We start from the raw sequence: 24,639 nt of genomic DNA, 5'->3' as shown, positions 1-24,639 counted from the left end.
CTTTTCCCCTGCGGCTCGATTCGAGCACGCTTCTCTATTCGCAACAAAGGCTTATGAGGGCTTTTTATGAGTGAAGTCAAGCATTCGCGTCTGATCATCCTCGGCTCCGGCCCAGCCGGATACACCGCAGCGGTGTACGCCGCGCGCGCCAACCTCAAGCCTGTGGTCATCACCGGCATCCAGCCCGGCGGACAGCTGACCACCACCACCGAAGTGGACAACTGGCCGGGCGACCCCGAAGGGCTGACCGGCCCGGGCCTGATGGATCGCATGCAGCAGCATGCCGAGCGCTTCGAGACGCAGATCGTGCACGATCACATCCATACGGTCGACCTGCAGAACCGCCCCTTCACGCTCACGGGTGACAGCGGCACCTATACCTGCGATGCCCTGATCATCGCCACCGGCGCGTCTGCGCAGTACCTCGGCCTGCCCTCGGAAGAAGCCTTCGCCGGACGCGGCGTTTCCGCGTGCGCGACCTGCGACGGATTCTTCTACCGCAACCAGGTGGTTGCCGTGATCGGCGGCGGCAATACCGCCGTCGAAGAAGCCTTGTACCTGTCCAACATCGCCAAGGAAGTGCACCTGGTGCATCGGCGCGACAAGCTTCGCTCCGAGAAAATCCTCCAGGACAAGATCATGGAGAAGGCCGCCAACGGCAACATCCGGCTGCACTGGAACCACACCCTCGAAGAAGTGCTGGGCGATGCCAGCGGCGTCACCGGCATGCGCCTGAAGAGCACCCTCGACGGTACGGAAAGCACGCTGGAGCTCGCCGGCGTGTTCATCGCCATCGGGCACAAGCCCAACACCGACCTGTTCCAGGGCCAGCTCGACATGCGCGACGGCTACCTGAAGGTACGCGGCGGTAGCGAAGGCGACGCCACCAGCACCAACATCCCTGGCGTTTTCGCCGCCGGCGACGTGGCCGATCACGTCTATCGCCAGGCGATCACCTCCGCCGGCGCAGGCTGCATGGCCGCCCTGGACGCCGAGAAGTTCCTCGACAACTGACTCCCCTACCCCGCCGGCCCTATTGCCCATGTTGACCTGGCTGCAGCGCGACGACCTGAGCTTTCCGCCTCTGGAAAAGGCGCTGCGCCAGCCCAACGGGTTGCTGGCCGCCGGCGGGGACCTGTCCCCCGCGCGCCTGATTGCGGCCTATCGCCACGGCTGCTTTCCCTGGTATCAGGACGGCCAGCCGATCCTCTGGTGGTCGCCCGACCCACGCACCGTGCTTTACCCGGACGAACTCCACGTGTCGCGCAGCCTGCGCAAGCGCATTCGCCAGGGCGACTACCGGGTGACCTTCGATCGAGCTTTCACCCAGGTCATCCGGGAATGCGCCGCACCGCGTGACTACACGGACGGCACCTGGATCACGTCACCGATGCAATCGGCCTACATAGAGCTGCACGCCCAGGGCATCGCCCACTCGGTCGAGGTGTGGCGCGACGATCAGCTGGTTGGCGGGCTGTACGGCCTGGCCATGGGCCGTCTGTTTTTCGGCGAGTCGATGTTCAGCCGCGCCAGCGATGCGTCCAAGGTCGGCTTCGCCTGCCTGACGGAACGTCTTCGTCACTGGGGATTCGAACTCATAGACTGCCAGATGCCGACGCAGCATCTGGCCAGCTTCGGCGCGCGCCCGATTCCCCGCGAGCAATTTGCCGAAACCCTGACGAGGTGCCTGGATCAGGACAGTTCTGCAGACTGGATCATCTAGTCGATGACACGAGCCTGACCTACACTCAGTTCAAGATCGCTGAGAGTTGACCATGACCTCACTGGCTCGCCTCAAGTTTTATGCAACCCAGCCCCACCCCTGCAGTTACCTGCCGGACGAGCAGGCGACCACGCTGTTTCTCGATCCCAGCCAGCCGATGGATGTACAGGTCTATGCCGAGCTTTCGGAAATGGGCTTTCGACGCAGCGGCGACCATCTTTACCGCCCGCATTGCCAACGCTGCACCGCCTGCATTCCGGCCCGCATCCCCGCGGCAGGCATCACGCCGAACCGCCAGCAGAAACGCATCCTCAAACGCAACGCCGACCTCCAGGTCAGGAAGGTCCGGCCCGTTTTCACTGAGGAATACTATTCCCTGTATGCGCGCTATATCGAACAGCGCCACGCCGACGGCGACATGTACCCGCCGAGCCGCGACCAGTTCCATACCTTCCTGGTGCGTGACCTGCCCTTTTGCCACTTCTATGAGTTTCGCCTTGAGGGCCGCCTGCTCGCCGTGGCGGTGACCGACGTGCTGCCGAACGGGCTCTCGGCGGTGTACACCTTCTACGATCCCAACGAAGAACGCCGCAGTCTCGGCCGCTATGCCATCCTCTGGCAGATCGGCGAAGCCGCTCGCCTGGGTCTCCAGGCGGTCTACCTCGGTTACTGGATCAAGAACTGCCGCAAGATGAACTACAAGACCGAGTACCGCCCCATCGAGCTTCTCGTGAATCAGCGCTGGGTAAGCCTTAGCTGAAGCCCTTGGCTCACAGGTGCGTTTCAGGCACAATGCTTGCCGCTTTTGCCTGGGCACAATTCGCGCCAGGCCACCACTGAACACCGAGGGCTTTACTGCATGTCGAAAGAAGACAGCTTCGAAATGGAAGGTACTGTCGTCGACACCCTGCCTAACACCATGTTTCGTGTGGAGTTGGAAAACGGGCACGTCGTTACTGCGCACATCTCCGGAAAGATGCGCAAGAACTACATCCGGATTCTCACCGGGGACAAAGTTCGCGTCGAACTGACCCCGTATGACCTCAGCAAGGGTCGCATCACCTATCGCGCGCGCTAAAACGCAGGCGAATGAAAAAACCCGGCTTGAGCCGGGTTTTTTTGTAGCTGCTCCAAAATCGAGCCCGGCGCCTGATTGCTCAGACTCCAGGCCTATCGCTTCAGGCCATCTCCGCCGCTGTCTCGAACTCGAAGAACACTTCGCCGTCCCGCACATCCACGTGCACCACGCCGCCATGCTCGGCCAGCTCACCGAACAGGATCTCCTCGGCCAATGGCCGCTTGATCTTGTCCTGAATGAGCCGGGCCATCGGACGAGCCCCCATCTGCACGTCATACCCCCGCTCAGCCAGCCAGCTGCGCGCCGCGTCGGTGACCTCGAGCGTGACATGCTTGTCCTCGAGCTGGGTCTGCAGCTCGATGAGGAACTTGTCGACGATGCTCTTGATGACTTCGTGGCTCAGGCGGCCGAACTGGATGATGGTATCCAGGCGGTTGCGGAACTCGGGCGTGAAGCTCTTCTTGATCACTTCCATCGCATCCGACGCGTGATCCTGGTGGGTAAACCCGATCGACGCACGCGCTGCGGTTTCCGCGCCGGCGTTGGTGGTCATGATCAGAATGACGTTGCGGAAATCCGCCTTGCGCCCGTTGTTGTCGGTCAGGGTGCCGTGGTCCATCACCTGCAGCAGCAGGTTGAAGACCTCGGGATGCGCCTTCTCGATTTCATCGAGAAGCAGCACGCAGTGCGGCATCTTGGTGATCGCCTCGGTCAGCAGACCGCCCTGATCGAATCCGACGTAACCCGGCGGAGCACCGATCAGTCGCGACACTGTGTGGCGTTCCATGTATTCGGACATGTCGAAACGCACCAGCTCGATCCCCAGGGCCTTGGCCAGCTGACGCGCCGCCTCCGTCTTGCCGACCCCGGTAGGCCCTGCGAACAGGAACGAACCGACGGGCTTGTCCGGCGCCTTCAGGCCTGCACGGGACAGCTTGATCGCCGTGGCCAGCGAATCGATCGCATCGTCCTGGCCGAACACCGTGAGCTTGAGGTCGCGCTCCAGGTTGCGCAGCAACTCCTTGTCCGAGCTGCTGACATGCTTGGGCGGAATCCGCGCGATCTTCGCCACGATGTCCTCGACCTCGGGCACATCGATACGCTTGACGCGCTTGTCCTCCGGCTGCAGACGCTGATAGGCGCCGGCCTCGTCGATCACGTCGATCGCCTTGTCCGGCATGTGCCGGTCATTGATGTAGCGCGAGGCCAGTTCCGCCGCCGCGCGCAGCGCCTCGTCGCTGTATTCGATGTGGTGGTGCTGCTCGAAGCGGGACTTGAGCCCCTTGAGAATGCCCACGGTATCCTCGACGGAAGGCTCGATCACATCGACCTTCTGGAAACGGCGGGCGAGCGCGCGGTCCTTCTCGAAGATGCCGCGGAACTCCTGGAAGGTCGTCGACCCGATACAGCGAATCTCGCCCGACGACAGCAGCGGCTTGAGCAGGTTGGACGCATCCATCACCCCGCCCGAGGCCGCGCCGGCACCGATGATCGTATGGATCTCGTCGATGAACAGGATCGCCTGCGGACGCTTGCGCAGCTCGCCGAGCAGCGCCTTGAAGCGCTTCTCGAAATCACCCCGGTACTTGGTACCGGCCAGCAGCGCCCCGAGGTCGAGGGAATAGACCACGCTATCGGTCAGCAGCTCGGGTACCTGGTTGTCGACGATTCGCTTGGCCAGGCCCTCGGCGATCGCGGTCTTGCCGACGCCGGCTTCGCCTACCAGCAGGGGATTGTTCTTGCGGCGCCGCGCGAGAATCTGGGCCACACGCTCGACCTCATGCTCGCGTCCGACCAGGGGATCGATCCGGCCCTGCCGGGCCAGCTCATTGAGGTTGCTGGCGTAGGCGTCGAGCGGATGGCCGGAAGAGGCGGACTCGCCACCCTCCTCGTCCTGCATTTCGGACTCGCTTTCCGGCGCGGACGAATTGCCCGGTACTTTCGAAATCCCATGAGCGATGTAGTTGACGACATCGATGCGGGCGACGTTCTGCTGCTTGAGCAGGAACACCGCCTGGCTTTCCTGTTCGCTGAAGATCGCCACCAGCACGTTGGCGCCGGTGACTTCGCGCTTGCCGGAGCTTTGAACATGGAACACGGCTCTCTGGAGCACACGCTGAAAGCCCAGCGTCGGCTGGGTTTCGCGCTCTTCGTCATGCTGCGGGATCAGGGGTGTGGTGGAATCGATGAATTCCTGCAGGTCATGCCGCAGTTTGTCGAGACTGGCGCCGCATGCACGCAGCACGGTGGCGGCGGCCTCGTTATCCAGTAGCGCCAACAAGAGGTGCTCAACCGTCATGAATTCATGGCGCTTGGTACGTGCCTCTTTGAAAGCCAGGTTCAGAGTGACTTCGAGCTCACGGTTCAACATAACTTTCACCTCTTACCCAAGCAGTCGGGGTTAACCGTCCTTCTCGATCTCACAGAGCAGTGGATGCTGACATTCCCTTGCGTATTGGTTGGCTTGCATTGCCTTGGTTTCGGCAACGTCTCGCGTGTAGACACCGCACACCGCCCGCCCCTCTGTATGGACGGTCAGCATGATCTTGGTTGCCAATTCCCGGTTGTGATTGAAGATACCTTCCAGCACTTCTACGACGAAATCCATCGGCGTGTAGTCATCATTAAACATGACAACTTTAAACATCGGAGGTGCCTTGAGTTCCGGCTTCGCCTCTTCCAAGGCCAGCCCGGAGGCGTCGTCCTCGTCCTGCGACGGACGGTCCTGATTGAATGTTAGTCGAATCTGCGGGATTGCACGCATGCGGATAACGGTTCTTCGTTCGGGGCTTCTGGGCCGGTGGAATTTGACGAGCTTCGCAGCCACCCGATGAGCTGGCTTGACTATCTGCAAAACGGTGATACAAACAATTAAGTGCCTAACGGCACTCCGGGTCACGCGCTTTCGCTCACAAGGTTCACCAGCGCGTCATCGAGTGGATGTTACTCCAGTGATGGAGTCCTTTGCAGAGGGATAACAGCATGCTAAGCGGTAAGGTCAAGTGGTTCAACAACGCCAAAGGCTATGGATTCATCGTAGCAGACGGCGGCGATGAGGACCTGTTCGCCCACTATTCGGCCATCCAGATGGATGGATACCGGACACTCAAAGCTGGGCAGGCAGTCATGTTCGACATCCTGCAGGGCCCCAAGGGCCTGCACGCCACCAATATTCGAGCGCTGACGACTTCGGCGGAAGTCCTGGAGCCGGCGGCAGAGAACGCATCTGCCGTAGGCGCCTGAGCAGCGAACAAACGAAAAGGCCGGTCAGAAAAGACCGGCCTTCTTTCGCTCGACCGCGTTACATGTGGCTGATCATGGCATCGCCGAACTGCGAGCAGGACATCAGCTGCGCGCCCTCCATCAGGCGCTCGAAGTCGTAGGTGACCGTCTTCGCAGCGATAGCGCCTTCGGTGCCCTTGATGATGAGATCCGCCGCTTCGTACCAGCCCATGTGGCGCAACATCATCTCGGCCGACAGGATCAGCGAACCCGGGTTCACCTTGTCCTGCCCGGCATATTTCGGCGCCGTGCCATGGGTCGCCTCGAACATGGCGACGGTATCGGACAGGTTGGCCCCCGGCGCGATACCGATGCCACCCACTTCCGCCGCCAGCGCATCGGACAGGTAGTCGCCATTCAGGTTGAGCGTGGCGATCACGTCGTATTCGGCCGGACGCAGCAGGATCTGCTGGAGCATGGCGTCGGCGATCACGTCCTTGACCACGATGTTCTTGCCCGTCTTGGGATTCTTGAACTGCATCCACGGACCGCCATCGAGCAGCTCGGCACCGAACTCGTCGCGCGCGATCTCGTAACCCCACTCCTTGAAGGCGCCCTCGGTGAATTTCATGATGTTGCCTTTGTGCACCAGGGTGACGGAGCTGCGATCGTTGTCCACCGCGTACTGCAGCGCCTTGCGCACCAGGCGCTTGGTGCCTTCCTCGGAGACGGGCTTGATGCCGATGCCGCACATGTCGGTGAAGCGGATCTTCTTGACGCCCATTTCCTCGGTGAGAAACTTGATCACCTTCTGCGCCTCGGCAGAGCCGGCTTTCCACTCGACACCGGCGTAGATGTCTTCGGAGTTCTCGCGGAATATCACCATGTCCACATCGCCCGGTTTCCTCACCGGACTGGGCACGCCGGTGAACCAGCGCACCGGGCGCTGGCAGACGTACAGATCCAGCTCCTGGCGCAGGGCGACGTTCAGAGAGCGTATGCCGCCACCGACCGGCGTGGTCAGCGGCCCCTTGATGGAGACGACGTAGTCGCGAACGACCTCCAGGGTTTCCTTGGGCAGCCAGGTATCCTGGTCATACACCTGGGTCGCCTTCTCGCCGGCATAGATTTCCATCCATGCGATCTTGCGCTCACCACCGTAGGCTTTCTGCACCGCGGCATCGACGACCTTGATCATCACGGGACTGATGTCCACACCGATACCATCGCCTTCGATATAGGGGATGATCGGATTGTTCGGCACGCTCAGGGAATGGTCGGCATTGACGGTGATCTTTTCGCCGCCCGCCGGCACCTGGATCTTTTCGTAACCCATGCTGGACTCCGTTTAGTTGTTTAAACGACGTGTACGCCCTCCGAGGGTAGCGCAGATATTCCAGGCCGAACCACACTGCATTGGTCTTAGGTAGCAATCCATTCTGCTGCGCACCGGCGCGATGGTATACTCGCACGATGACTGCCGAGTCATAGGGGCGAGTCCGTTCGACGAATAGCTCGCCTTTCCGGGACGTCCTGCTATTGCGTTTCGATATCCCACCTGGTGCATCCACATCACCGCGGCGAATTTCGATAACTGGCCCTCGACGGGGTCGGAGCGCCTACCCGCGCGAATCGCGATTCCGTGCACGCTCAGCAAAGAGAGAGAGTCAACGCTAATGTCCACCCGTTCGAAGATTACCTACACCTTCACCGACGAAGCCCCAGCCCTCGCTACCTACTCGCTTTTGCCCATCGTCCAGGCTTTTGCCGCTTCGGCCGATATCGAGGTCGAGACGCGTGACATCTCTCTTGCTGGCCGCATCCTCGCCGGCTTCGCCGATCAACTGGGCGACAAGCGCGTCGAAGACGACCTGGCCAAGCTCGCCGAGCTGACCGTCACCCCGGACGCCAACATCGTCAAGCTGCCGAACATCAGCGCCTCCGTACCCCAGCTCAAGGCCGCCATCGCCGAGCTGCAGGCTCAGGGCTACAACATTCCGGACTACGTCGAAGACGCCCAGACCGACGCCGAGAAAGATGCCCGCGCCCGCTACAGCAAGGTGCTCGGCAGCGCCGTGAACCCGGTCCTGCGCGAAGGCAACTCGGACCGCCGCGCTCCGGCGGCCGTCAAGGCCTACGCCCGCAAGCACCCGCACTCGATGGGCAAGTGGAGCAAGGCGTCCCAGTCCCATGCCGACTACATGCGCGGCGGCGACTTCTTCTCCAGCGAACAGTCGATCACCATGGACAAGGCCGGTGACGTGCGCATCGAGTTCGTCGGCAAGGACGGCCAGGTCGAAGTGAAGAAGCAGCTCGCCCTCAAGGAAGGCGAAGTGCTCGACAGCATGTTCATGAGCTGCCACAAGCTGCGCGATTTCTTCGAGTACACCCTGCAGGACTGCAAGGAAACCGGTGTGATGTGGTCCCTGCACGTCAAGGCGACCATGATGAAGATCTCCCACCCGATCGTCTTCGGCCACGCGGTCACCGTCTATTACAAGGACGTGTTCGACAAGTGGGGCAAGCTGTTCGATGAAATCGGCGTCAACCCGAACAACGGCCTGTCCAGCGTCTACGACAAGATCAAGAGCCTGCCCGCCTCCCAGCAGGAAGAAATCCTGCACGACATCCACGAGGTGTACAGCCACCGTCCGGAAATGGCGATGGTCGACTCGGTCAAGGGCATCACCAACCTGCACATTCCGAGCGATGTGATCGTCGACGCCTCGATGCCGGCCATGATCCGCAACTCCGGCCAGATGTGGGGTCGCGATGGCAAGCAGAAGGACACCAAGGCGGTGATGCCGGAAAGCACCTACGCCCGCATCTACCAGGAAATGATCAACTTCTGCAAAACCAACGGTGCCTTCGATCCGCGCACCATGGGTAGCGTGCCGAACGTCGGCCTGATGGCGCAGAAGGCCGAGGAATACGGCTCGCACGACAAGACCTTCGAGATGAAGGCCGACGGCACCATGCGCGTCGTGCTGGCCGACGGCACCGTGCTGATGCAGCACCAGGTCGAGAAAGGCGACATCTGGCGCGCCTGCCAGACCAAGGACGCCCCTATCCGCGACTGGGTCAAGCTGGCCGTGACCCGCGCCCGCCTGTCCGAGACGCCGGCCGTGTTCTGGCTCGACCCCGAGCGCGCCCACGACCGCGAGCTGAAGAAGAAGGTCGAAACCTACCTGAAGGATCACGACCTGAGCGGTCTCGAGATCCACATCATGGGCTACAACGAAGCCATCCGTTTCTCCATGGAACGCATGATCCGTGGCAAGGACACCATCTCGGTGACCGGCAACGTGCTGCGTGACTACCTGACCGACCTGTTCCCGATCATGGAACTGGGCACCTCGGCCAAGATGCTGTCGATCGTCCCGCTGATGGCCGGCGGCGGCATGTACGAGACCGGCGCAGGTGGCTCGGCGCCCAAGCACGTGCAGCAGCTGACCGAAGAGAACTACCTGCGCTGGGATTCCCTGGGCGAGTTCCTGGCACTGGCCGTGTCCCTGGAAGAGCTGGGCATCAAGAGCGGCAACGCCAAGGCCAAGCTGCTCGGCAAGTGCCTGGACGCTGCGACCGGCAAGCTGCTGGACAACAACAAGTCGCCGTCGCGCAAGATCGGCGAACTGGACAACCGTGGCAGCCACTTCTACCTGGCGATGTACTGGGCACAGGAACTGGCCGCGCAGACCGAAGACGCCACTCTGGCCGCTCACTTCGCGCCGCTGGCCAAGCAGCTGACCGAGAACGAAGCCAAGATCGTCGCCGAGCTCAACGCGGTTCAGGGCAAGCCGGCGGACATCGGTGGCTACTACCGCACCAACCCGGAACTGACCAGCAAGGTCATGCGCCCGAGCGAAACCTTCAACACGGCACTGGCGTCCTTCGCCTAATCGCCTCTTGCGTCACCGAAAGCCCCGGCCCCGGCCGGGGCTTTCTTTTTGGGCGCAGCGGGCCGGACGGCCCTGCTATGCTCGGCCCCTTTCGCTTCAGGAGCATGCCCATGCGCTGGCAACCCCATGTCACCGTCGCCACCATCGTCGAAGATCAGGGCCGTTTCCTGCTGGTCGAGGAAGAGATCGCCGGGCAGCTCGTGTTCAACCAGCCCGCCGGCCACCTGGAAGCCAACGAGACCCTGCGCGAAGCTGCCATCCGCGAAACCCTGGAGGAAACCGGCTGGGACGTTGCGCTGACCGGCGTGGTCGGCATCTACCTCTACACCGCTCCCAGCAACGGGGTCACCTATCAGCGGATCTGCTTCAGCGCCGATCCCGTGCGCCATCATCCACAGCGCCCACTGGACACCGGCATCCATGCCGCCCGCTGGCTGAGCCGCGACGAGCTGGCGGCGCAATCGGAGCGCTGGCGCAGCCATCTGGTGATGCGCTGCATCGATGATTATCTGGCCGGCTCGCCCTACCCGCTGGCAGTCATCCGTGAGTGACCGTCGCTTCTGATAGAATTCGCCCCTTTCGAACGTCCTGCTGAATCGCCATGTCCGCCCAGACCCACCCTGCACCCCAATCACAACGCGTCATCGTCGGCATGTCCGGCGGCGTCGACTCGTCCGTTTCGGCCCTGCTGCTGCTCGAACAGGGCTACCAGGTCGAAGGCCTGTTCATGAAGAACTGGGAGGAGGACGACGGCACGGAGTACTGCACGGCGATGGATGACCTGGCCGATGCCCAGGCGGTCTGCGACAAGATCGGCATCAAGCTGCACACCGCCAACTTCGCCGCCGAATACTGGGACAACGTCTTCGAACACTTTCTGGCGGAGTACAAGGCCGGCCGCACGCCCAATCCCGACATCCTCTGCAACCGCGAGATCAAGTTCAAAGCCTTTCTCGACTACGCCCTGTCGCTGGGCGCGGACCTGATCGCCACCGGTCATTACGTCCGGCGGCGAGACGTCGACGGACGCAGCGAACTGCTCAAGGGCCTGGACCCGAACAAGGACCAGAGCTATTTCCTGCATGCCGTGGGCGGCGAGCAGATCGGCCGCACCCTGTTCCCGGTGGGCGAGCTGGAAAAGCCGCAGGTACGCGCCATTGCCGAACGCCACGGCCTGGCCACCGCGAAGAAGAAAGACTCCACCGGCATCTGCTTCATCGGCGAACGCCGCTTCAGCGATTTCCTCAAGCAGTACCTGCCGGCACAGCCCGGCGATATCGAAACGACCGAGGGCGCGGTGATCGGGCGTCATCATGGGCTGATGTACCACACCATCGGTCAGCGCCAGGGGCTCGGCATCGGCGGGCTCAAGGATGCCGGCGACGATCCCTGGTACGTGCTGGGCAAGGACCTCGAGCGCAACGTGCTGATCGTCGGCCAGGGCAACAACCACCCCTGGCTGTTCTCCAGCGCGCTGCAGGCCTCGGATATCTACTGGGTCAATCCGATCGATACCACAGCGCCGCGCCGCCTCACGGCCAAGGTGCGCTACCGCCAGGCCGACCAGGCCTGCACCCTGGAGCGACAGGGCTCGGGCTACCGGGTCCTCTTCGACGAGCCCCAGCGGGCCGTGACGCCCGGGCAGTCGGTGGTGTTCTACGACGGCGAGGTCTGCCTGGGCGGTGGCGTCATCGAGCAGGCCGAACGCGTCGAGGATGCACGCCCATGACCCCGATTCAGGAGCAGCTGGTCGCGCTGGGTGCGGTTTTCGAGGCTGCGGTGCTGGTGGATCGCATCGCCCGCACCGGTCAGATCCCCCAGGCTTCGCTGGCATGCATGCTCGGCAGCCTGCTGGTACGCGACCCGCCATCGACCCTGGATGTCTACGGCGGCGACGACCTGAATCTGCGCGACGGCTACCGTGCCCTGAGCAGCGCGCTCGAACGCGATGCCAACGCGCTGCAGCGGGAGCCTCTTCGCTACGCCCTGGCGCTGGTGGCGCTGGAGCGTCAGCTGGACAAGCGCGGCGACATGCTGCAGTTGATCGGAAGCCGCCTGGATCAGATCCAGCAGCAGGTCGAACACTTCGGACTGACCCACGAAAACGTCGTGGCCGCCTGCGGAGGCCTCTACGAGGACACCCTCAGCACCTTCCGCCAGCGGATCCAGGTGCATGGCGACATGCGCTACCTGCAGCAGAGCGACAATGCGGCAAAGATTCGCGCACTGCTGCTGTGCGGTATCCGCTCGGCACGGCTCTGGCGGCAGCTCGGCGGCCATCGCTGGCAGCTCGTCTTCAGCCGCCGCAAGCTGCTGGACGCGCTGTATCCGATGATCCGTGGTCACGACTGACCACGCGCGACCCTGGCCGAACGTCGCCATTGCAGGCGGCCGCCGAACGCACTCCGGCAGCCGCCCTTGCCTTTCGTGTATCATGTGCGCCCTTTTATGACCCGTCCGTCGAGAACCCCCATGCAGCTTTCCTCGCTCACAGCGGTTTCCCCCGTCGATGGCCGCTACGCCGGCAAAACAAGCGCACTGCGCCCCATCTTCAGCGAGTACGGTCTGATCCGCTGCCGCGTACTGGTCGAGGTACGCTGGCTGCAGCGTCTGGCGGCGCATCCCGGTATCCCCGAGGTCGCAGCCTTTTCCAGCGAAGCCAATGCCCTGCTCGACCAGCTGGCCGACAACTTCCAGCTCGAACATGCCGAGCGCGTGAAAGAGTTCGAACGCACCACCAACCACGATGTGAAGGCGGTCGAATACCTGCTCAAGGAACAGGCCAGGCAGCTGCCGGAGCTGGCCAAGGTCAACGAGTTCATCCACTTCGCCTGCACCAGCGAGGACATCAACAACCTGTCCCACGCGCTGATGCTGCGTGAAGGCCGCGATCAGGTCCTGTTGCCGCTGATGCGCCAGATCGCCGATGCGATCCGCCAGCTGGCGGTGCAGCATGCCGACGTGCCGATGCTGTCGCGCACCCATGGCCAGCCGGCGTCCCCCACTACGCTGGGCAAGGAGCTGGCGAACGTGGTCTATCGCCTGGAGCGGCAGATCGCCCAGGTACAGGCCGTGCCCCTGCTGGGCAAGATCAACGGTGCCGTCGGCAACTACAACGCGCATCTGTCGGCTTATCCGGACGTGGACTGGGAAGCCAACGCCCGTGCCTTCATCGAGGACGACCTGGGCCTGCAGTGGAACCCCTATACCACCCAGATCGAGCCCCACGACTACATCGCCGAGCTGTTCGATGCGATCGCGCGGTTCAACACCATCCTCATCGACTTCGACCGCGACGTCTGGGGCTACATCTCGCTGGGCTACTTCAAGCAGAAGACGGTGGCCGGTGAAATCGGCTCCTCCACCATGCCGCACAAGGTCAACCCGATCGATTTCGAGAACTCCGAAGGCAACCTGGGCATCGCCAACGCGCTGTTCCAGCACCTGGCGAGCAAGCTCCCCATCTCTCGCTGGCAGCGCGACCTGACCGATTCCACGGTCTTGCGCAACCTCGGTGTAGGCTTCGCCCACAGCGTGATCGCTTATGAGGCTTCTCTCAAGGGAATCAGCAAGTTGGAGCTCAATGCTCAACGCATTGCTGAAGACCTGGACAATTGCTGGGAGGTTCTGGCCGAACCCATCCAGACCGTCATGCGTCGATACGGCATCGAGAACCCCTACGAGAAGCTCAAGGAGCTCACCCGTGGCAAGGGCATCAGCCCCGAGGCCCTCAAGACCTTCATCGACGGCCTCGACATGCCGGCCCAGGCCAAGCAGGAACTCCACGCCCTGACCCCGGCGAACTACATCGGCAATGCGGCTGCCCAGGCCAAACGCATCTGACCGATCCTTGCGACTCACCACGCCCGGCTGAGCCGGGCGTTTTTTATTGCCGCCTTGTGCGGCAAGGACTTAGGCATGACTTCTGATAAAGCACTCGAAATCCTCGGTGGGATCAGCGCACGGGTTTTCCTGCGTGACTACTGGCAGAAAAAGCCTCTGCTCATCCGTCAGGCGCTACCGGGGTTCCAGAGTCCGATCAACGCCGACGAGCTGGCCGGGCTGTCCCTCGAGGAAGACGTGGAATCCCGTCTGGTGCTTGAGCATGGCGATCGCCCCTGGGAGCTGCGCCGCGGTCCCTTCACCGAGCAGACCTATCAGGAACTGCCCGAGCGGGACTGGACGCTGCTGGTGCAGGCCGTCGATCAGGTCGTGCCCGAGGTGGCCGAACTGGTCGAACACTTCCGCTTCCTGCCCAACTGGCGCATCGACGACATCATGATCAGCTTCGCCACGCCAGGCGGCGGCGTCGGCCCGCATTTCGACAATTACGACGTGTTCCTGCTCCAGGCGCAGGGCAAACGCCGCTGGCGCATCGGCCAGATGTGCGACAGCGAAAGCCCGCTGCTCGATCACGCCGACCTGCGCATCCTCGCGGATTTCGAAGGCACCGAGGAATGGGTGCTGGAGCCGGGCGACATGCTCTACCTGCCTCCGCGGCTGGCCCATTACGGCACCGCCGAAGACGACTGCATGACCTACTCGCTGGGCTTCCGGGCACCTAGCGCCGCCGAAGTGCTGACTCACTTCACCGACTTTCTCGCCCAGTTCCTGCCAGACGAAGAACGCTACAGCGACGCCGATCTCGAGCCGACCGACGATCCCTTCCAGATCCAGCAGGACGCGCTCGACCGGCTGAAGAAGCTGCTGGCCGAGCACATGAGCGACGAGCGCCTGCTGCTGACCTGGTTCGGGCAGTTCATGACCGAGCCGCGCTATCCCGAGCGGGTCGCCGAAGCGGACATCGACGAGGACGAGTTCCTCTCGGCACTCGGCGAGGGTGCCGTGCTGCTGCGCAACCCCGCCGCGCGCCTGGCCTGGAGCGAAGTGGACATCGGCCTGCTGCTGTTCGCCAGCGGCCAGAGCCGGCTGCTGCCCGGGCACCTGCGCGAGCTGCTCAAGCTGATCTGCTCGGCCGACGCGTTACATGCCGATAACCTGGGGCCATGGCTCGACGACGAGGATGGGCGTAATCTAGTCCGGCAACTGGTCCTACAGGGAAGTCTGGAGTTTGCTGATGAATGACATCCACGTGCGGATTGCCGACTGGCAGAAGGACTACACGGAGCTGCGGAGAATTCGTGAGACGGTCTTCATTGCCGAGCAGTCGGTGCCGCCGGAGCTGGAGTGGGATGCCGACGACGCCGAGGCGATTCACTTCCTGGCACAGGAAGGCGATTACCCTGTCGGCACCGCGCGCCTGCTGCGCGACGGCCACATCGGCCGCGTCGCCGTGCTCAAGGACTGGCGCGGCATGAACGTCGGCAATGCCCTGCTTCACGCGGTGATCGCCGAAGCCGAACGCCGCGGGTTGTCCCAGCAGAAACTCACCGCCCAGGTCCATGCGACCTCCTTCTACGAGCGACTGGGATTCTCCGTGGTCAGCGAGGAATACCTCGACGCCGGCATCCCCCACGTCGACATGATCCGCCAGAGCCAGTGAGGGCAGCATGAGCGAGTACGTCCCGGAAGACACGGAGCCGCTCGATGAGCTGCCCGCCATCGAGTTCGAGTCTCCGGGACGCTTCGCCATCAACAACCCCGCCCCCGACGTACCCGAACCGGAGCGCTGGGAGCCCGCGCCGTTCGTGCTCGGCACGACCGAGGCGCTGCAGCGCTTCACCCTGCCCGAACAGATTCGCCCCCACGCCTTGGCGATGCTGCAACAGGCGCGCCGCAGCCTCTGCCTGTATACCCCCGACCTCGAGCCCTGGCTGTATCACCACAGCAGCATCCAGCAGGCTTGCAGCCAATTCCTGCTGGCCCATCCGCGCAATCGCTTGCGCATCCTGGTTGGTGACTCCAGCCGAGCCGTGAAGGAAGGACATCGCCTCCTCAATCTGGCCCGTCGGCTGACCAGCAACCTGCACATCCGCAAGATCAACCCGGACTACCCGGCCAGCGACCCCGCCTTCCTGCTTGCCGATACCAGTGGCTTGATCCTGCGCCCGGAGCTCGACAGCTACGGCGGTTACGCCCTTTACCGGGACCCCGGCAGGGTTCGCCTGCGCCAGGCGGAGTTCGATCGCGCCTGGGACAGCAGCCTCTCGGATCCCGACCTGCGGAGCTTTCTGCTATGAAGCGCCATCTCCTTACTGCGCTGATGATCGCTGTCAGCCTCCCCCTGCAGGCAGCCACCGAAGTGATCACCCTCGATTTCCGGATGGCAGAAGACGTCATCCCGATCGCCCAGTCCGTGGTCGGCGACCAGGGCCGGGTCAGCGCCTACGGCAATCAGCTGATCGTCAACGCACCCGATGCCGTCATCGCCGAGCTGCGCACGGTGCTCTCCCAGCTCGATAGCGCCCCCAAGCGTCTGCTGATCAGCGTCGACACCCAGGATTCGGGCAACCTCAGCGCGCGTGGTTACGGCGTCGATGGCTCGATCAGTGCCGGCAATGTCGAAATCGAGGCGGGCCGCGGCGAGGTTCGTGGCCGCGACCAGGTGCGCATCATTCGCCACAGCACCCAGACCCGTGACGCCGGCGTGCAGCAGGTGCAGGCCACCGAAGGCTATCCCGCGCTGATCCAGGTCGGCCAGAGCGTCCCGCTCACCACAACCGGCACGGATGGCTACGGCCAGGTCTACCAGAACACCCAGTACCGCAACGTGATGCGCGGCTTCTACGCCACCGCCACCCTGTCGGGCGAGCGGGTGCAGGTCACCATCAGCAACAACCGCGACCGGCTGAACCAGCATCAGCCAGGCGTGATCGACGTGCAGACGACCGAAACCCGGATCAGCGGGCGTGTCGGCGAATGGATGACGCTCGGCGGCGTTTCGGAAAGCCAGAGCAGCACCCAGAACGGCACCCTGCGCCGCCATTCCACCCAGGGTCAGCAGGACCTTTCGCTGCGCCTGAAGGTGGATGTTCTCGACTGAACAGTCATTTTTTCAAAGCCCCTCCAAAAATGTAGTGCCTGAAAAAATACACTACAAAACGTTTGACGAGCGCTTTCCCCCAGCGCATGATGGCCTCGCTCCCGCTAACCAGAGGACCTGAAAAGGCCTCCGGAGCGCGCTCCAGCCAACCAGCCGAGCCGTTCCGTGACTGCATCGCCCACAAGGCGGACTGACGAGGTTGCGACTGGAACGAGTCGTCCTGAGGGACGGGGAAGCGATTTGCGTACAGCCTGATGACAGTCACGACAGCGAGCGAGCCGCCCAACGGTATCCACGAACCGGTAAGCGCTCCGACGAATCCATCGTCAGCCGCTGAGTCCCCAGGTAGTCGTCTTCGGCGAACCCCTCCTTCGGTTTCAATCCTCGTCCCGGTCGATATTTCGACGCTCTGCCTTGTGTGCCATCTCCATCAGCGTTAGCACGCAGGTTCCAGTGGGAAAAGTCGGTGCTCTAACAACCTAAACTTTTGAAGGATTGACCCATGTCCGCTTATCAAAACGACATCAAGACCGTTGCCGCTCTGAAAGAAAAAGCTGGCAATAGCTGGAGCGCTATCAACCCGGAATCCGTCGCTCGCATGCGGGCCCAGAACCGCTTCAAGACCGGCCTCGACATCGCCAAGTACACCGCCGCCATCATGCGCAAGGACATGGCCGAGTACGATGCGGATTCGTCGCTCTACACCCAGTCGCTCGGTTGCTGGCATGGCTTCATCGGTCAGCAGAAGCTGATCTCTATCAAGAAGCACCTGAAAACCACCAACAAGCGCTACCTCTACCTCTCCGGCTGGATGGTCGCCGCCCTGCGTTCCGATTTCGGCCCCCTGCCCGACCAGTCGATGCACGAGAAGACGGCCGTTTCCGGCCTGATCGAAGAGCTCTACACCTTCCTGCGCCAGGCCGATGCCCGTGAACTGGACCTGCTGTTCACCGCGCTGGACGCCGCCCGCGCCGCCGATGACCAGGCCAAGGCCAGCGAAATCCAGTCGCAGATCGACAACTTCGAAACCCACGTGGTGCCGATCATCGCCGACATCGACGCTGGCTTCGGCAACCCGGAGGCCACCTACCTGCTGGCCAAGAAAATGATCGAAGCCGGCGCCTGCTGCATTCAGATCGAAAACCAGGTCTCCGACGAGAAGCAGTGCGGCCACCAGGATGGCAAGGTCACCGTGCCGCACGCCGACTTCCTCGCCAAGATCAACGCCGTGCGCTACGCCTTCCTCGAACTGGGCGTGGACGACGGTGTGATCGTCGCCCGTACCGACTCCCTTGGCGCCGGCCTGACCAAGCAGATCGCCGTCACCAACCAGCCCGGGGATCTGGGCGACCTGTACAACTCCTTCCTCGATTGCGAGGAAATCTCCGAAGCCGAGCTTGGCAACGGCGACGTGGTGATCAAGCGTGAAGGCAAGTTGCTGCGTCCCAAGCGCCTGCCGAGCAACCTCTTCCAATTCCGCAAAGGCACTGGTGAAGACCGTTGCGTACTGGACTGCATCACTTCCCTGCAGAACGGCGCGGACCTGCTGTGGATCGAGACCGAGAAGCCGCACGTCGGCCAGATCAAGGCCATGGTCGACCGCATCCGCGAAGTCATCCCCAACGCCAAGCTGGTCTACAACAACAGCCCGTCCTTCAACTGGACCCTGAACTTCCGCCAGCAGGTGTTCGACGCCTTCGTGGCCGAAGGCAAGGATGTGTCCGCCTACGACCGCGCCAAGCTGATGAGCGTGGAGTACGACGATACCGAACTGGCTCAGGTCGCCGACGAGAAGATCCGCACCTTCCAGCGCGACGGCTCGGCTCACGCCGGCATCTTCCACCACCTGATCACCCTGCCGACCTACCACACCGCCGCGCTGTCCACCGACAACCTGGCCAAGGGTTACTTCGCTGACGAGGGCATGCTGGCCTACGTCAAGGGCGTACAGCGTCAGGAACTGCGCCAGGGCATCGCCTGCGTCAAGCATCAGAACATGGCCGGCTCGGACATTGGCGACAACCACAAGGAGTACTTCGCCGGCGAGGCAGCGCTCAAGGCCAGCGGCAAAGACAACACCATGAACCAGTTCCACTAAGCGCCTCCTGAAACCGAAAAGCCCCGGCAATGCCGGGGCTTTTTCGTTCGGGCGCACATCCAGAATGCAGCTCGTCGAGCGAAGCGGACAGTGTCATGGTTTTGTCGCACAGGCACACTAGCGTCAAGACTCCGTTGATTATCCCCTTCATGGAGCTGCGTCGTGACTATAGAAAAAGAGAACGCCCTGTTCGGCAATGGCGATGAGTTGCCCAGCAATCACTCGACCAACCCGCACATCAACGAAGTCATCGCCCTGGGCCGGCGCAAGGTCCTGACAGGAGGCGCCACGCTCGGCGCGCTGGCGTTTCTCGGCGTCACCATGCCCGGCGCCGCTTCGGCCGCCGAGGCCCTGGCGAAAGCCGCGAACACCCCGCCCTTCAAACTGCGCACCCGCCTGCCCTTCGAGCCGGTCATGGTCACCCGCGCCGACACCATCACGGTCCCTGCCGGTTATACCGCCAGAGCCTTCATTCCATGGGGCACCCCCATCTGCGGCAGCTACCCGGCCTTTCTCGATAATGCCGGCAACAGCGCTCAGGACCAGGCCCAGCAGACCGGCATGCATCACGATGGCATGCACTTCTTCCCGATGGACTCGAAGAACGGCATCGGTCGCCAGAGCGACCATGGCATGCTCTGCCTGAACCACGAGTACATCGATGCACCGCTGCTGCACCCGAACGGCCCCACCGTGGTCAACGGTCGCCGGGTGAACGTCGATGAAGTCCGCAAGGAAATCAACGCCCACGGTGTTTCGGTCGTGGAAATTCGCCGCGGACCACGGGGCGACTGGGACGTGATGCCCACTGCGCGCAACCGCCGCATCACAGGCGCAACGCCGATGCACATCGCCGGTCCCGCCCGTGGCCATGCACTGATGAGAACGCGCTACAGCCCGAGCGGCACCTCGACCCGCGGCACGCTGAACAACTGCGCCAACGGTTTCACGCCCTGGGCGACCTACCTGACCTGCGAAGAGAATTGGGCAGGCTACTTCGCCAGCACCGACGAAACGCTGCCGCGCGAACTCTCGCGTTACGGCATCGGCCGCTCCGGACGCTACGGCTGGGAAACCGTGCCGGGTGACGAGTTCCAGCGTTTCAACTGCACCCGTACCGCCCGCGACGCCACCGGCGATTACCGTAACGAGCCGAATACCTTCGGTTGGATCGTCGAGATCGATCCCTTCGATCCCGATGCGGTGCCGGTCAAGCACACCGCGCTGGGCCGTTTCGCCCACGAAGGCCTGGTGTTCGCACCGGTCAGGGCCGGACGCCCGGTCGTCTGCTATTCGGGCGACGACTCGCAGAACGAGTACATCTACAAGTACGTCAGCCGCGACCAGTATCGTCCGCAGCGCAGCGACGGCCGCCTGCTCGATGACGGCACCCTCTACGTCGCCCGCTACAACCCGGACGGCAGCGGTGACTGGCTGGCGCTGGACATCAACGACGCGAACTTCCAGCGCGCCTGCGTAGCAGCTGGGGTCACCTTCGCCGACCAGGGCGAGGTGCTGATCAACACCCGCCTGGCCGCCGATATCGTGGGCGCCACCAAGATGGACCGCCCCGAGTGGGGTGCGGTGAATCCAGACAATGGCGACGTGTATTTCACCCTGACCAACAACGGTTCGCGTCGCGAGGCCGATGCGCCCAACCCGCGCGCGCCGAACCCCTACGGGCACATCATCCGCTGGCGTGAGGCGAGCAGCGATTTCGCCGGCACGCGCTTCACCTGGGATCTCTACCTGCTCGCAGGCCCGGAAAGCGACAGTCTCGATCCGACGGGCAAGCCGCTGGATCAGACCAACATCCTCGCGAGCCCGGACGGCCTGTGGTTCGACGACGAAGGTCGGCTCTGGATTCAGACCGACATGAGCGGAAGCCAGCAAACCGCGGGACCGTTCGGCAACAACCAGATGCTGGTGTCGGACCCCAAGACCGGCGAGGTCAAGCGCTTCCTGGTCGGCCCCTACGGGTGCGAGGTCACCGGCATCACCGCGACGCCGGACTTCCGTACGCTGTTCGTCAACATCCAGCATCCGGGCGAAGGCTCGACGCCGACCGACTTCACCAGCATCTGGCCCGACGGCCCGGGCCGCCGTCCGCGCTCGGCAACGGTGATCGTCACCCGCGACGACGGGCGACGTCTGATGTGACGAGATCTTGAAAGAAGCCCGGCAAATGCCGGGCTTCTTTTTTATTGAGGCAGCTCTTCTTGAGGCCCTGTGAACAGACCCCAGGTCGAAATGAACAAGGCGGCGATCAAAGGCCCGATGACGAAACCATTCAGACCGAACAGCGCCAGGCCGCCGAGGGTCGAGATCAGCACCACGTAATCGGGCATCTTGGTGTCCTTGCCCACCAGGATCGGGCGCAGGATATTGTCGACCAACCCGATGACCAGCACGCCGTACAACGTCAGGATGATGCCCTGCCAGACCGCCCCGCTCATCAGGAAGTAGATGGCCACGGGCGTCCAGATCAGCCCGGCCCCCACCGCGGGCAGCAACGACAGCAAGGCCATCAATACGCCCCAGAGCGATGCACTGGGTATGCCCAGCACCGCGAATATGATTCCGCCTAGAACCCCCTGGGTCACGGCCACCACGATATTGCCCTTGACGGTCGCCCGCACGACCCGGGTGAACTTGCTGAACAGGCGACGCTTTTGCGTTTCGCTCAACGGAATCGCCTTGCGAATCCGGGCCACGAGCTCTTTGCCGTCCCTGATCAGGAAGAACAGCAGATAGATCATCACGAAAAAGCTGACGAAGAACTGGAAGGTGCCCTGACCGAAACTGAACGCCTTCGTCGCCAGGTACTGGCTACCCTCGAGCGCTCCGCTGGCCAGCCGGGCACGCAGGCTTTCCATATCCCCCCCCAGCCCGAACCGATCCAGCTGGTTCTGCAGCGGGGTGGGAAGCATTTCCCTGGCGTAAGTGACATAGCCTCCTATGTCCAGATCCCCGCTCTGAATCCTGCGGTAGAGCGATGCGCCCTCCTGGACCAGCAGACCGGTGATGAAGATCACCGGCAGGACCGCAACGACCAGACAGACCAGTAGCGTGATCAGGGCCGACAGGTTCCGGCGATTGTGCAGCCGCTTGTACAGCCAGCGCTGCAAAGGGGCAAAGATGATGGCCAGGATCACGGCCCAGAACACCGCGCCGTAGAAAGGCAGCAGAATCCAGCCGAACGCCACGGACACCACGACCAGCAGGGTAAGGAAAACCTTGTACTCGAGGGTTGGATTGAACATTGCGCAACCATCTGGACCGTTGTTCCAGTTAGTCAACGCGCGGCTCTGTGAGTGCTGTGGATCTGCAACAAAGGAACACCCGACAGGCTTTCCTGCCGGATACGAAGCGGGCACGATGCAGAAGGCAAAAAAAAACGGGATGCCGCTTGACGGCATCCCGCTGTAGAACTTGATGCGCGACTACAACGTCATCGCAGCGAACCAGCCGAACGCGATCAGCGGCAGGTTGTAGTGCAGGAACGACGGCACCACCGTATCCCAGATATGGCTGTGCTGGCCGTCGACGTTGAGGCCGGAGGTCGGGCCGAGCGTCGAGTCGGATGCCGGCGAACCCGCATCGCCGAGCGCGCCGGCGGTGCCGATGATGCTGACGATCGCCAGGGGGCTGAAACCGAGCTGCATCCCGAGCGGGACGAAGATTGCCGCGATGATCGGTACGGTCGAAAAGGACGAGCCGATACCCATGGTCACCAGCAGGCCGACCAGCAGCATCAGCAGCGCGGCGACCGCCTTGCTGTTGCCGATCCAGGCGGCGGACGCATCCACCAAGTTCTTGATGTCGCCGGTGGCTTTCATCACCTCGGCAAAACCTGCGGCGGCGATCATGATGAAGCCGATCATCGCCATCATCTTCATGCCTTCGGTGAACAGGTCATCGGCTTCCTTCCAGCGCACCACTCCGGAGACGGAGAAGATCACAAAGCCGGCCAGCGCACCGATGATCATCGAATCCAGCCACAGCTGAATGATGAATGCCGCGGCCACCGCAACCAGGGCCATCAGCAGGCTCCAGGGGCTGAACGAGGTCGATTGACGGCCACCTTGGTCGATCCGATCGAGATCGTAATCGCGAGGCTTGCGGTAGCTGATCAGGATCGCCACCAGCAGGCCGAACACCATGCCCAGCGCGGGAATGAACATGGCGTGGGTAACGCTGACATCGGAAACGTCCAGACCGGCCGACGTGATGTTCGCGAGCAGAATTTCCTTCAGGAAAATCGCACCGAAGCCGACGGGCAGGAACATGTAGGGGGTGATCAGGCCGAAGGTGATCACACAGGCGATCAGGCGGCGATCGAGCCGAAGCTTGGCCAGTACGTACAACAGCGGCGGAACCAGCAGCGGAATGAACGCGATATGGATGGGCAGGATGTTCTGCGAAGACACCGCCACGGCGAGAAGCAACCCGATCAGCGCCCATTTCACGCCGCTGCTACCGGTGGTGGCGCTCTTGTCCCCGACCAGCTTCAACACCCGATCGGCCAGCGCATGAGCCAATCCGGATTTCGCGATGGCAACGGCAAAGGCGCCCAGCAACGCATAGGACAACGCAACCGTCGCGCCACCGCCAAGCCCCTTGTTGAAGGCTTCGAGACTGCCATGGATGCCCAACCCGCCAAGCAGACCGCCCACCAGTGCGCCAACGATCAAGGCGACCACCACGTGAACGCGTATCAAACTGAGGATCAGCATGACCCCCACCGCGGCTATTACAGAATTCATTTCTCCCCCATCAGCAGTGGCAACGCCTGAAAAAAGGGCGGTAGTCTGCGTTGCACATCCTCTGCTGTCAAAACATTCGCAGCGTGGCGATCCGTATTGTTCGGAATCGAACGGACGTACGCATGAGTAACCTCGCAGCTGATCGCCACGCCCGCATGTGGAGGTGCGGTACCATGCGCCTTTGGCAAGGCAATCAGAGAACTCGCGTGGAAATTTTCAAGGAATTCACTTTCGAATCGGCCCACCGCCTTCCCCATGTACCGGAGGGGCACAAGTGTGGGCGGCTGCATGGGCATTCGTTCCGCGTCGCCCTCTATATAAAAGGCGAGGTCGATCCCAAGACCGGCTGGATACGTGATTTCGGTGAACTGAAGGCGATCTTCAAGCCACTTTACGAGCAGCTCGACCACAACTATCTGAATGACTTGCCGGGCCTCGAAAACCCCACCAGTGAAAACCTGGCGCGCTGGATCTGGGTCAAGCTCAAGCCCGAGCTACCGGAACTGTCGCGTATACGCATTCACGAAACCTGTACCAGCGGCTGCGAATACCGCGGCGATTGATTCGCTTCGGCTCGGTTGCGCCTCTTGCAGTGCGCCGTGTTTAGCCATGGAGCGGTTGCAGGTGCCTTGCGCGTATTCACTCGGCGGAAAGCCATTTGGCTTATGGCCTGCCAGGCGCAGCCGCGATCCTGGTACGCCCTGTCGGCGGGCAAGTTCGGAGCGCTTTAACGGATTAGCCTCGCACCTCCCTCGCTACACCGCGCTAGGCGCATTCGCACCTACCGGCGCCGATTAACATAAATTGGCTACACGGAACGGCCCCATACCGCGCACGAACCTGCCGCCTGCAGAAACCAAAAGAACTCGAGCGACTGGGCCCGAGCTAAGCGTCTGCCCGTCGCGCCAAA

22 protein-coding genes are annotated in these 24,639 nt (G+C 62.5%); 17 read left to right on the top strand and 5 right to left on the bottom strand.

Going from position 1 to position 24,639, the window contains the following annotated elements:
* Window positions 1-66: 66 nt before the first annotated feature.
* The 4 genes from trxB to infA all read left to right on the top strand — a co-directional run bounded on the left by trxB (window position 67) and on the right by infA (window position 2,801).
* Entirely contained in the window at window positions 67-1,014 is a 948-nt protein-coding gene (gene trxB / locus DN824_RS10735) for a thioredoxin-disulfide reductase (RefSeq protein ID WP_138408399.1), read from the top strand.
* Window positions 1,015-1,042: 28 nt separating this feature from the next.
* Window positions 1,043-1,723: a leucyl/phenylalanyl-tRNA--protein transferase gene (aat, locus tag DN824_RS10730; RefSeq protein ID WP_138408398.1), complete on the top strand. Its 681-nt coding sequence runs from the start codon at window positions 1,043-1,045 to the stop codon at window positions 1,721-1,723.
* A gap of 52 nt (window positions 1,724-1,775) precedes the next feature.
* Window positions 1,776-2,483 (top strand): arginyltransferase, encoded by a 708-nt coding sequence (locus DN824_RS10725; protein ID WP_138408397.1) that lies wholly within the window; start codon window positions 1,776-1,778, stop codon window positions 2,481-2,483.
* A 99-nt stretch (window positions 2,484-2,582) separates the two neighbouring features.
* The gene (gene infA / locus DN824_RS10720; protein WP_002553999.1) at window positions 2,583-2,801 is read left to right on the top strand and encodes a translation initiation factor IF-1; all 219 of its coding nucleotides are present in this window, start codon (window positions 2,583-2,585) and stop codon (window positions 2,799-2,801) included.
* Window positions 2,802-2,901: 100 nt separating this feature from the next.
* On the opposite strand, the gene clpA is transcribed toward infA, so the two are convergent.
* Both clpA and clpS read right to left on the bottom strand, forming a co-directional pair.
* The gene (gene clpA / locus DN824_RS10715) at window positions 2,902-5,172 is read right to left on the bottom strand and encodes an ATP-dependent Clp protease ATP-binding subunit ClpA (protein WP_138408396.1); all 2,271 of its coding nucleotides are present in this window, start codon (window positions 5,170-5,172) and stop codon (window positions 2,902-2,904) included.
* A gap of 30 nt (window positions 5,173-5,202) precedes the next feature.
* A complete protein-coding gene (gene clpS, locus DN824_RS10710; RefSeq protein ID WP_138408395.1) occupies window positions 5,203-5,565 on the bottom strand; it encodes an ATP-dependent Clp protease adapter ClpS in 363 nt (120 codons plus the stop codon).
* A gap of 218 nt (window positions 5,566-5,783) precedes the next feature.
* Between clpS and cspD the strand changes: the two genes are divergently transcribed.
* Entirely contained in the window at window positions 5,784-6,044 is a 261-nt protein-coding gene (gene cspD / locus DN824_RS10705; RefSeq protein WP_138408394.1) for a cold shock domain-containing protein CspD, read from the top strand.
* Window positions 6,045-6,102: 58 nt separating this feature from the next.
* On the opposite strand, the gene icd is transcribed toward cspD, so the two are convergent.
* Window positions 6,103-7,359: an NADP-dependent isocitrate dehydrogenase gene (icd, locus tag DN824_RS10700; protein WP_138408393.1), complete on the bottom strand. Its 1,257-nt coding sequence runs from the start codon at window positions 7,357-7,359 to the stop codon at window positions 6,103-6,105.
* Between the two features lie 340 nt (window positions 7,360-7,699).
* Here icd and DN824_RS10695 point away from each other — a divergent pair, with 340 nt between their 5' ends.
* From DN824_RS10695 to DN824_RS10640, 11 genes are all read left to right on the top strand, one after another.
* The gene (locus tag DN824_RS10695; RefSeq protein WP_138408392.1) at window positions 7,700-9,922 is read left to right on the top strand and encodes an NADP-dependent isocitrate dehydrogenase; all 2,223 of its coding nucleotides are present in this window, start codon (window positions 7,700-7,702) and stop codon (window positions 9,920-9,922) included.
* A 110-nt stretch (window positions 9,923-10,032) separates the two neighbouring features.
* Window positions 10,033-10,473, top strand: a complete 441-nt coding sequence (locus tag DN824_RS10690; protein WP_138408391.1) for an NUDIX hydrolase — start codon at window positions 10,033-10,035, stop codon at window positions 10,471-10,473.
* Window positions 10,474-10,523: 50 nt separating this feature from the next.
* Window positions 10,524-11,651: a tRNA 2-thiouridine(34) synthase MnmA gene (gene mnmA, locus DN824_RS10685; RefSeq protein WP_138408390.1), complete on the top strand. Its 1,128-nt coding sequence runs from the start codon at window positions 10,524-10,526 to the stop codon at window positions 11,649-11,651.
* A complete protein-coding gene (gene hflD, locus DN824_RS10680) occupies window positions 11,648-12,274 on the top strand; it encodes a high frequency lysogenization protein HflD (protein ID WP_138408389.1) in 627 nt (208 codons plus the stop codon). The genes mnmA and hflD overlap by 4 nt, the downstream gene beginning before the upstream one ends.
* A gap of 120 nt (window positions 12,275-12,394) precedes the next feature.
* The gene (gene purB / locus DN824_RS10675; RefSeq protein ID WP_138408388.1) at window positions 12,395-13,765 is read left to right on the top strand and encodes an adenylosuccinate lyase; all 1,371 of its coding nucleotides are present in this window, start codon (window positions 12,395-12,397) and stop codon (window positions 13,763-13,765) included.
* A 75-nt stretch (window positions 13,766-13,840) separates the two neighbouring features.
* Entirely contained in the window at window positions 13,841-15,007 is a 1,167-nt protein-coding gene (locus DN824_RS10670) for a ribosomal protein uL16 3-hydroxylase (RefSeq protein ID WP_138408387.1), read from the top strand.
* A complete protein-coding gene (locus DN824_RS10665) occupies window positions 15,000-15,425 on the top strand; it encodes a GNAT family N-acetyltransferase (RefSeq protein ID WP_138408386.1) in 426 nt (141 codons plus the stop codon). The genes DN824_RS10670 and DN824_RS10665 overlap by 8 nt, the downstream gene beginning before the upstream one ends.
* A gap of 7 nt (window positions 15,426-15,432) precedes the next feature.
* Complete coding sequence (locus DN824_RS10660; RefSeq protein WP_138408385.1) at window positions 15,433-16,062, top strand: DUF7931 domain-containing protein; 630 nt, start codon at window positions 15,433-15,435, stop codon at window positions 16,060-16,062.
* Window positions 16,059-16,865 (top strand): secretin N-terminal domain-containing protein, encoded by an 807-nt coding sequence (locus DN824_RS10655; protein ID WP_138408384.1) that lies wholly within the window; start codon window positions 16,059-16,061, stop codon window positions 16,863-16,865. Before DN824_RS10660 ends, DN824_RS10655 begins: the two co-directional genes overlap by 4 nt.
* A gap of 502 nt (window positions 16,866-17,367) precedes the next feature.
* The gene (locus DN824_RS10645) at window positions 17,368-18,963 is read left to right on the top strand and encodes an isocitrate lyase (RefSeq protein ID WP_138408382.1); all 1,596 of its coding nucleotides are present in this window, start codon (window positions 17,368-17,370) and stop codon (window positions 18,961-18,963) included.
* 162 nt (window positions 18,964-19,125) lie between these two features.
* The gene (locus DN824_RS10640) at window positions 19,126-21,123 is read left to right on the top strand and encodes a PhoX family protein (RefSeq protein ID WP_138408381.1); all 1,998 of its coding nucleotides are present in this window, start codon (window positions 19,126-19,128) and stop codon (window positions 21,121-21,123) included.
* Between the two features lie 41 nt (window positions 21,124-21,164).
* Here the strand turns inward: DN824_RS10640 and DN824_RS10635 are convergent, their stop codons facing one another.
* Both DN824_RS10635 and DN824_RS10630 read right to left on the bottom strand, forming a co-directional pair.
* On the bottom strand, window positions 21,165-22,226 hold the full coding sequence (locus DN824_RS10635; RefSeq protein ID WP_138408466.1) for an AI-2E family transporter: 1,062 nt from the start codon (window positions 22,224-22,226) through the stop codon (window positions 21,165-21,167).
* A gap of 180 nt (window positions 22,227-22,406) precedes the next feature.
* On the bottom strand, window positions 22,407-23,729 hold the full coding sequence (locus DN824_RS10630; RefSeq protein WP_138408380.1) for a Na+/H+ antiporter family protein: 1,323 nt from the start codon (window positions 23,727-23,729) through the stop codon (window positions 22,407-22,409).
* 206 nt (window positions 23,730-23,935) lie between these two features.
* Between DN824_RS10630 and queD the strand changes: the two genes are divergently transcribed.
* Complete coding sequence (queD, locus tag DN824_RS10625; protein ID WP_138408465.1) at window positions 23,936-24,292, top strand: 6-carboxytetrahydropterin synthase QueD; 357 nt, start codon at window positions 23,936-23,938, stop codon at window positions 24,290-24,292.
* The last annotated feature ends 347 nt before the right edge of the window (window positions 24,293-24,639 follow it).

The organism is Stutzerimonas nosocomialis (assembly GCF_005876855.1).
Taxonomy (GTDB): Bacteria; Pseudomonadota; Gammaproteobacteria; order Pseudomonadales; family Pseudomonadaceae; genus Stutzerimonas; species Stutzerimonas nosocomialis.
This window is presented reverse-complemented; position numbering and strand designations above follow the sequence as displayed.

Bases quoted from the DNA above. Each gene is read 5' to 3' on its own strand.
- trxB (WP_138408399.1), top strand. From the start codon at position 67: ATGAGTGAAGTCAAGCATTCGCGTCTGATCATCCTCGGCTCCGGCCCA.
- aat (WP_138408398.1), top strand. From the start codon at position 1,043: ATGTTGACCTGGCTGCAGCGCGACGACCTGAGCTTTCCGCCTCTGGAA.
- DN824_RS10725 (WP_138408397.1), top strand. From the start codon at position 1,776: ATGACCTCACTGGCTCGCCTCAAGTTTTATGCAACCCAGCCCCACCCC.
- infA (WP_002553999.1), top strand. From the start codon at position 2,583: ATGTCGAAAGAAGACAGCTTCGAAATGGAAGGTACTGTCGTCGACACC.
- clpA (WP_138408396.1), bottom strand. From the start codon at position 5,172: ATGTTGAACCGTGAGCTCGAAGTCACTCTGAACCTGGCTTTCAAAGAG.
- clpS (WP_138408395.1), bottom strand. From the start codon at position 5,565: ATGCGTGCAATCCCGCAGATTCGACTAACATTCAATCAGGACCGTCCG.
- cspD (WP_138408394.1), top strand. From the start codon at position 5,784: ATGCTAAGCGGTAAGGTCAAGTGGTTCAACAACGCCAAAGGCTATGGA.
- icd (WP_138408393.1), bottom strand. From the start codon at position 7,359: ATGGGTTACGAAAAGATCCAGGTGCCGGCGGGCGGCGAAAAGATCACC.
- DN824_RS10695 (WP_138408392.1), top strand. From the start codon at position 7,700: ATGTCCACCCGTTCGAAGATTACCTACACCTTCACCGACGAAGCCCCA.
- DN824_RS10690 (WP_138408391.1), top strand. From the start codon at position 10,033: ATGCGCTGGCAACCCCATGTCACCGTCGCCACCATCGTCGAAGATCAG.
- mnmA (WP_138408390.1), top strand. From the start codon at position 10,524: ATGTCCGCCCAGACCCACCCTGCACCCCAATCACAACGCGTCATCGTC.
- hflD (WP_138408389.1), top strand. From the start codon at position 11,648: ATGACCCCGATTCAGGAGCAGCTGGTCGCGCTGGGTGCGGTTTTCGAG.
- purB (WP_138408388.1), top strand. From the start codon at position 12,395: ATGCAGCTTTCCTCGCTCACAGCGGTTTCCCCCGTCGATGGCCGCTAC.
- DN824_RS10670 (WP_138408387.1), top strand. From the start codon at position 13,841: ATGACTTCTGATAAAGCACTCGAAATCCTCGGTGGGATCAGCGCACGG.
- DN824_RS10665 (WP_138408386.1), top strand. From the start codon at position 15,000: ATGAATGACATCCACGTGCGGATTGCCGACTGGCAGAAGGACTACACG.
- DN824_RS10660 (WP_138408385.1), top strand. From the start codon at position 15,433: ATGAGCGAGTACGTCCCGGAAGACACGGAGCCGCTCGATGAGCTGCCC.
- DN824_RS10655 (WP_138408384.1), top strand. From the start codon at position 16,059: ATGAAGCGCCATCTCCTTACTGCGCTGATGATCGCTGTCAGCCTCCCC.
- DN824_RS10645 (WP_138408382.1), top strand. From the start codon at position 17,368: ATGTCCGCTTATCAAAACGACATCAAGACCGTTGCCGCTCTGAAAGAA.
- DN824_RS10635 (WP_138408466.1), bottom strand. From the start codon at position 22,226: ATGTTCAATCCAACCCTCGAGTACAAGGTTTTCCTTACCCTGCTGGTC.
- DN824_RS10630 (WP_138408380.1), bottom strand. From the start codon at position 23,729: ATGAATTCTGTAATAGCCGCGGTGGGGGTCATGCTGATCCTCAGTTTG.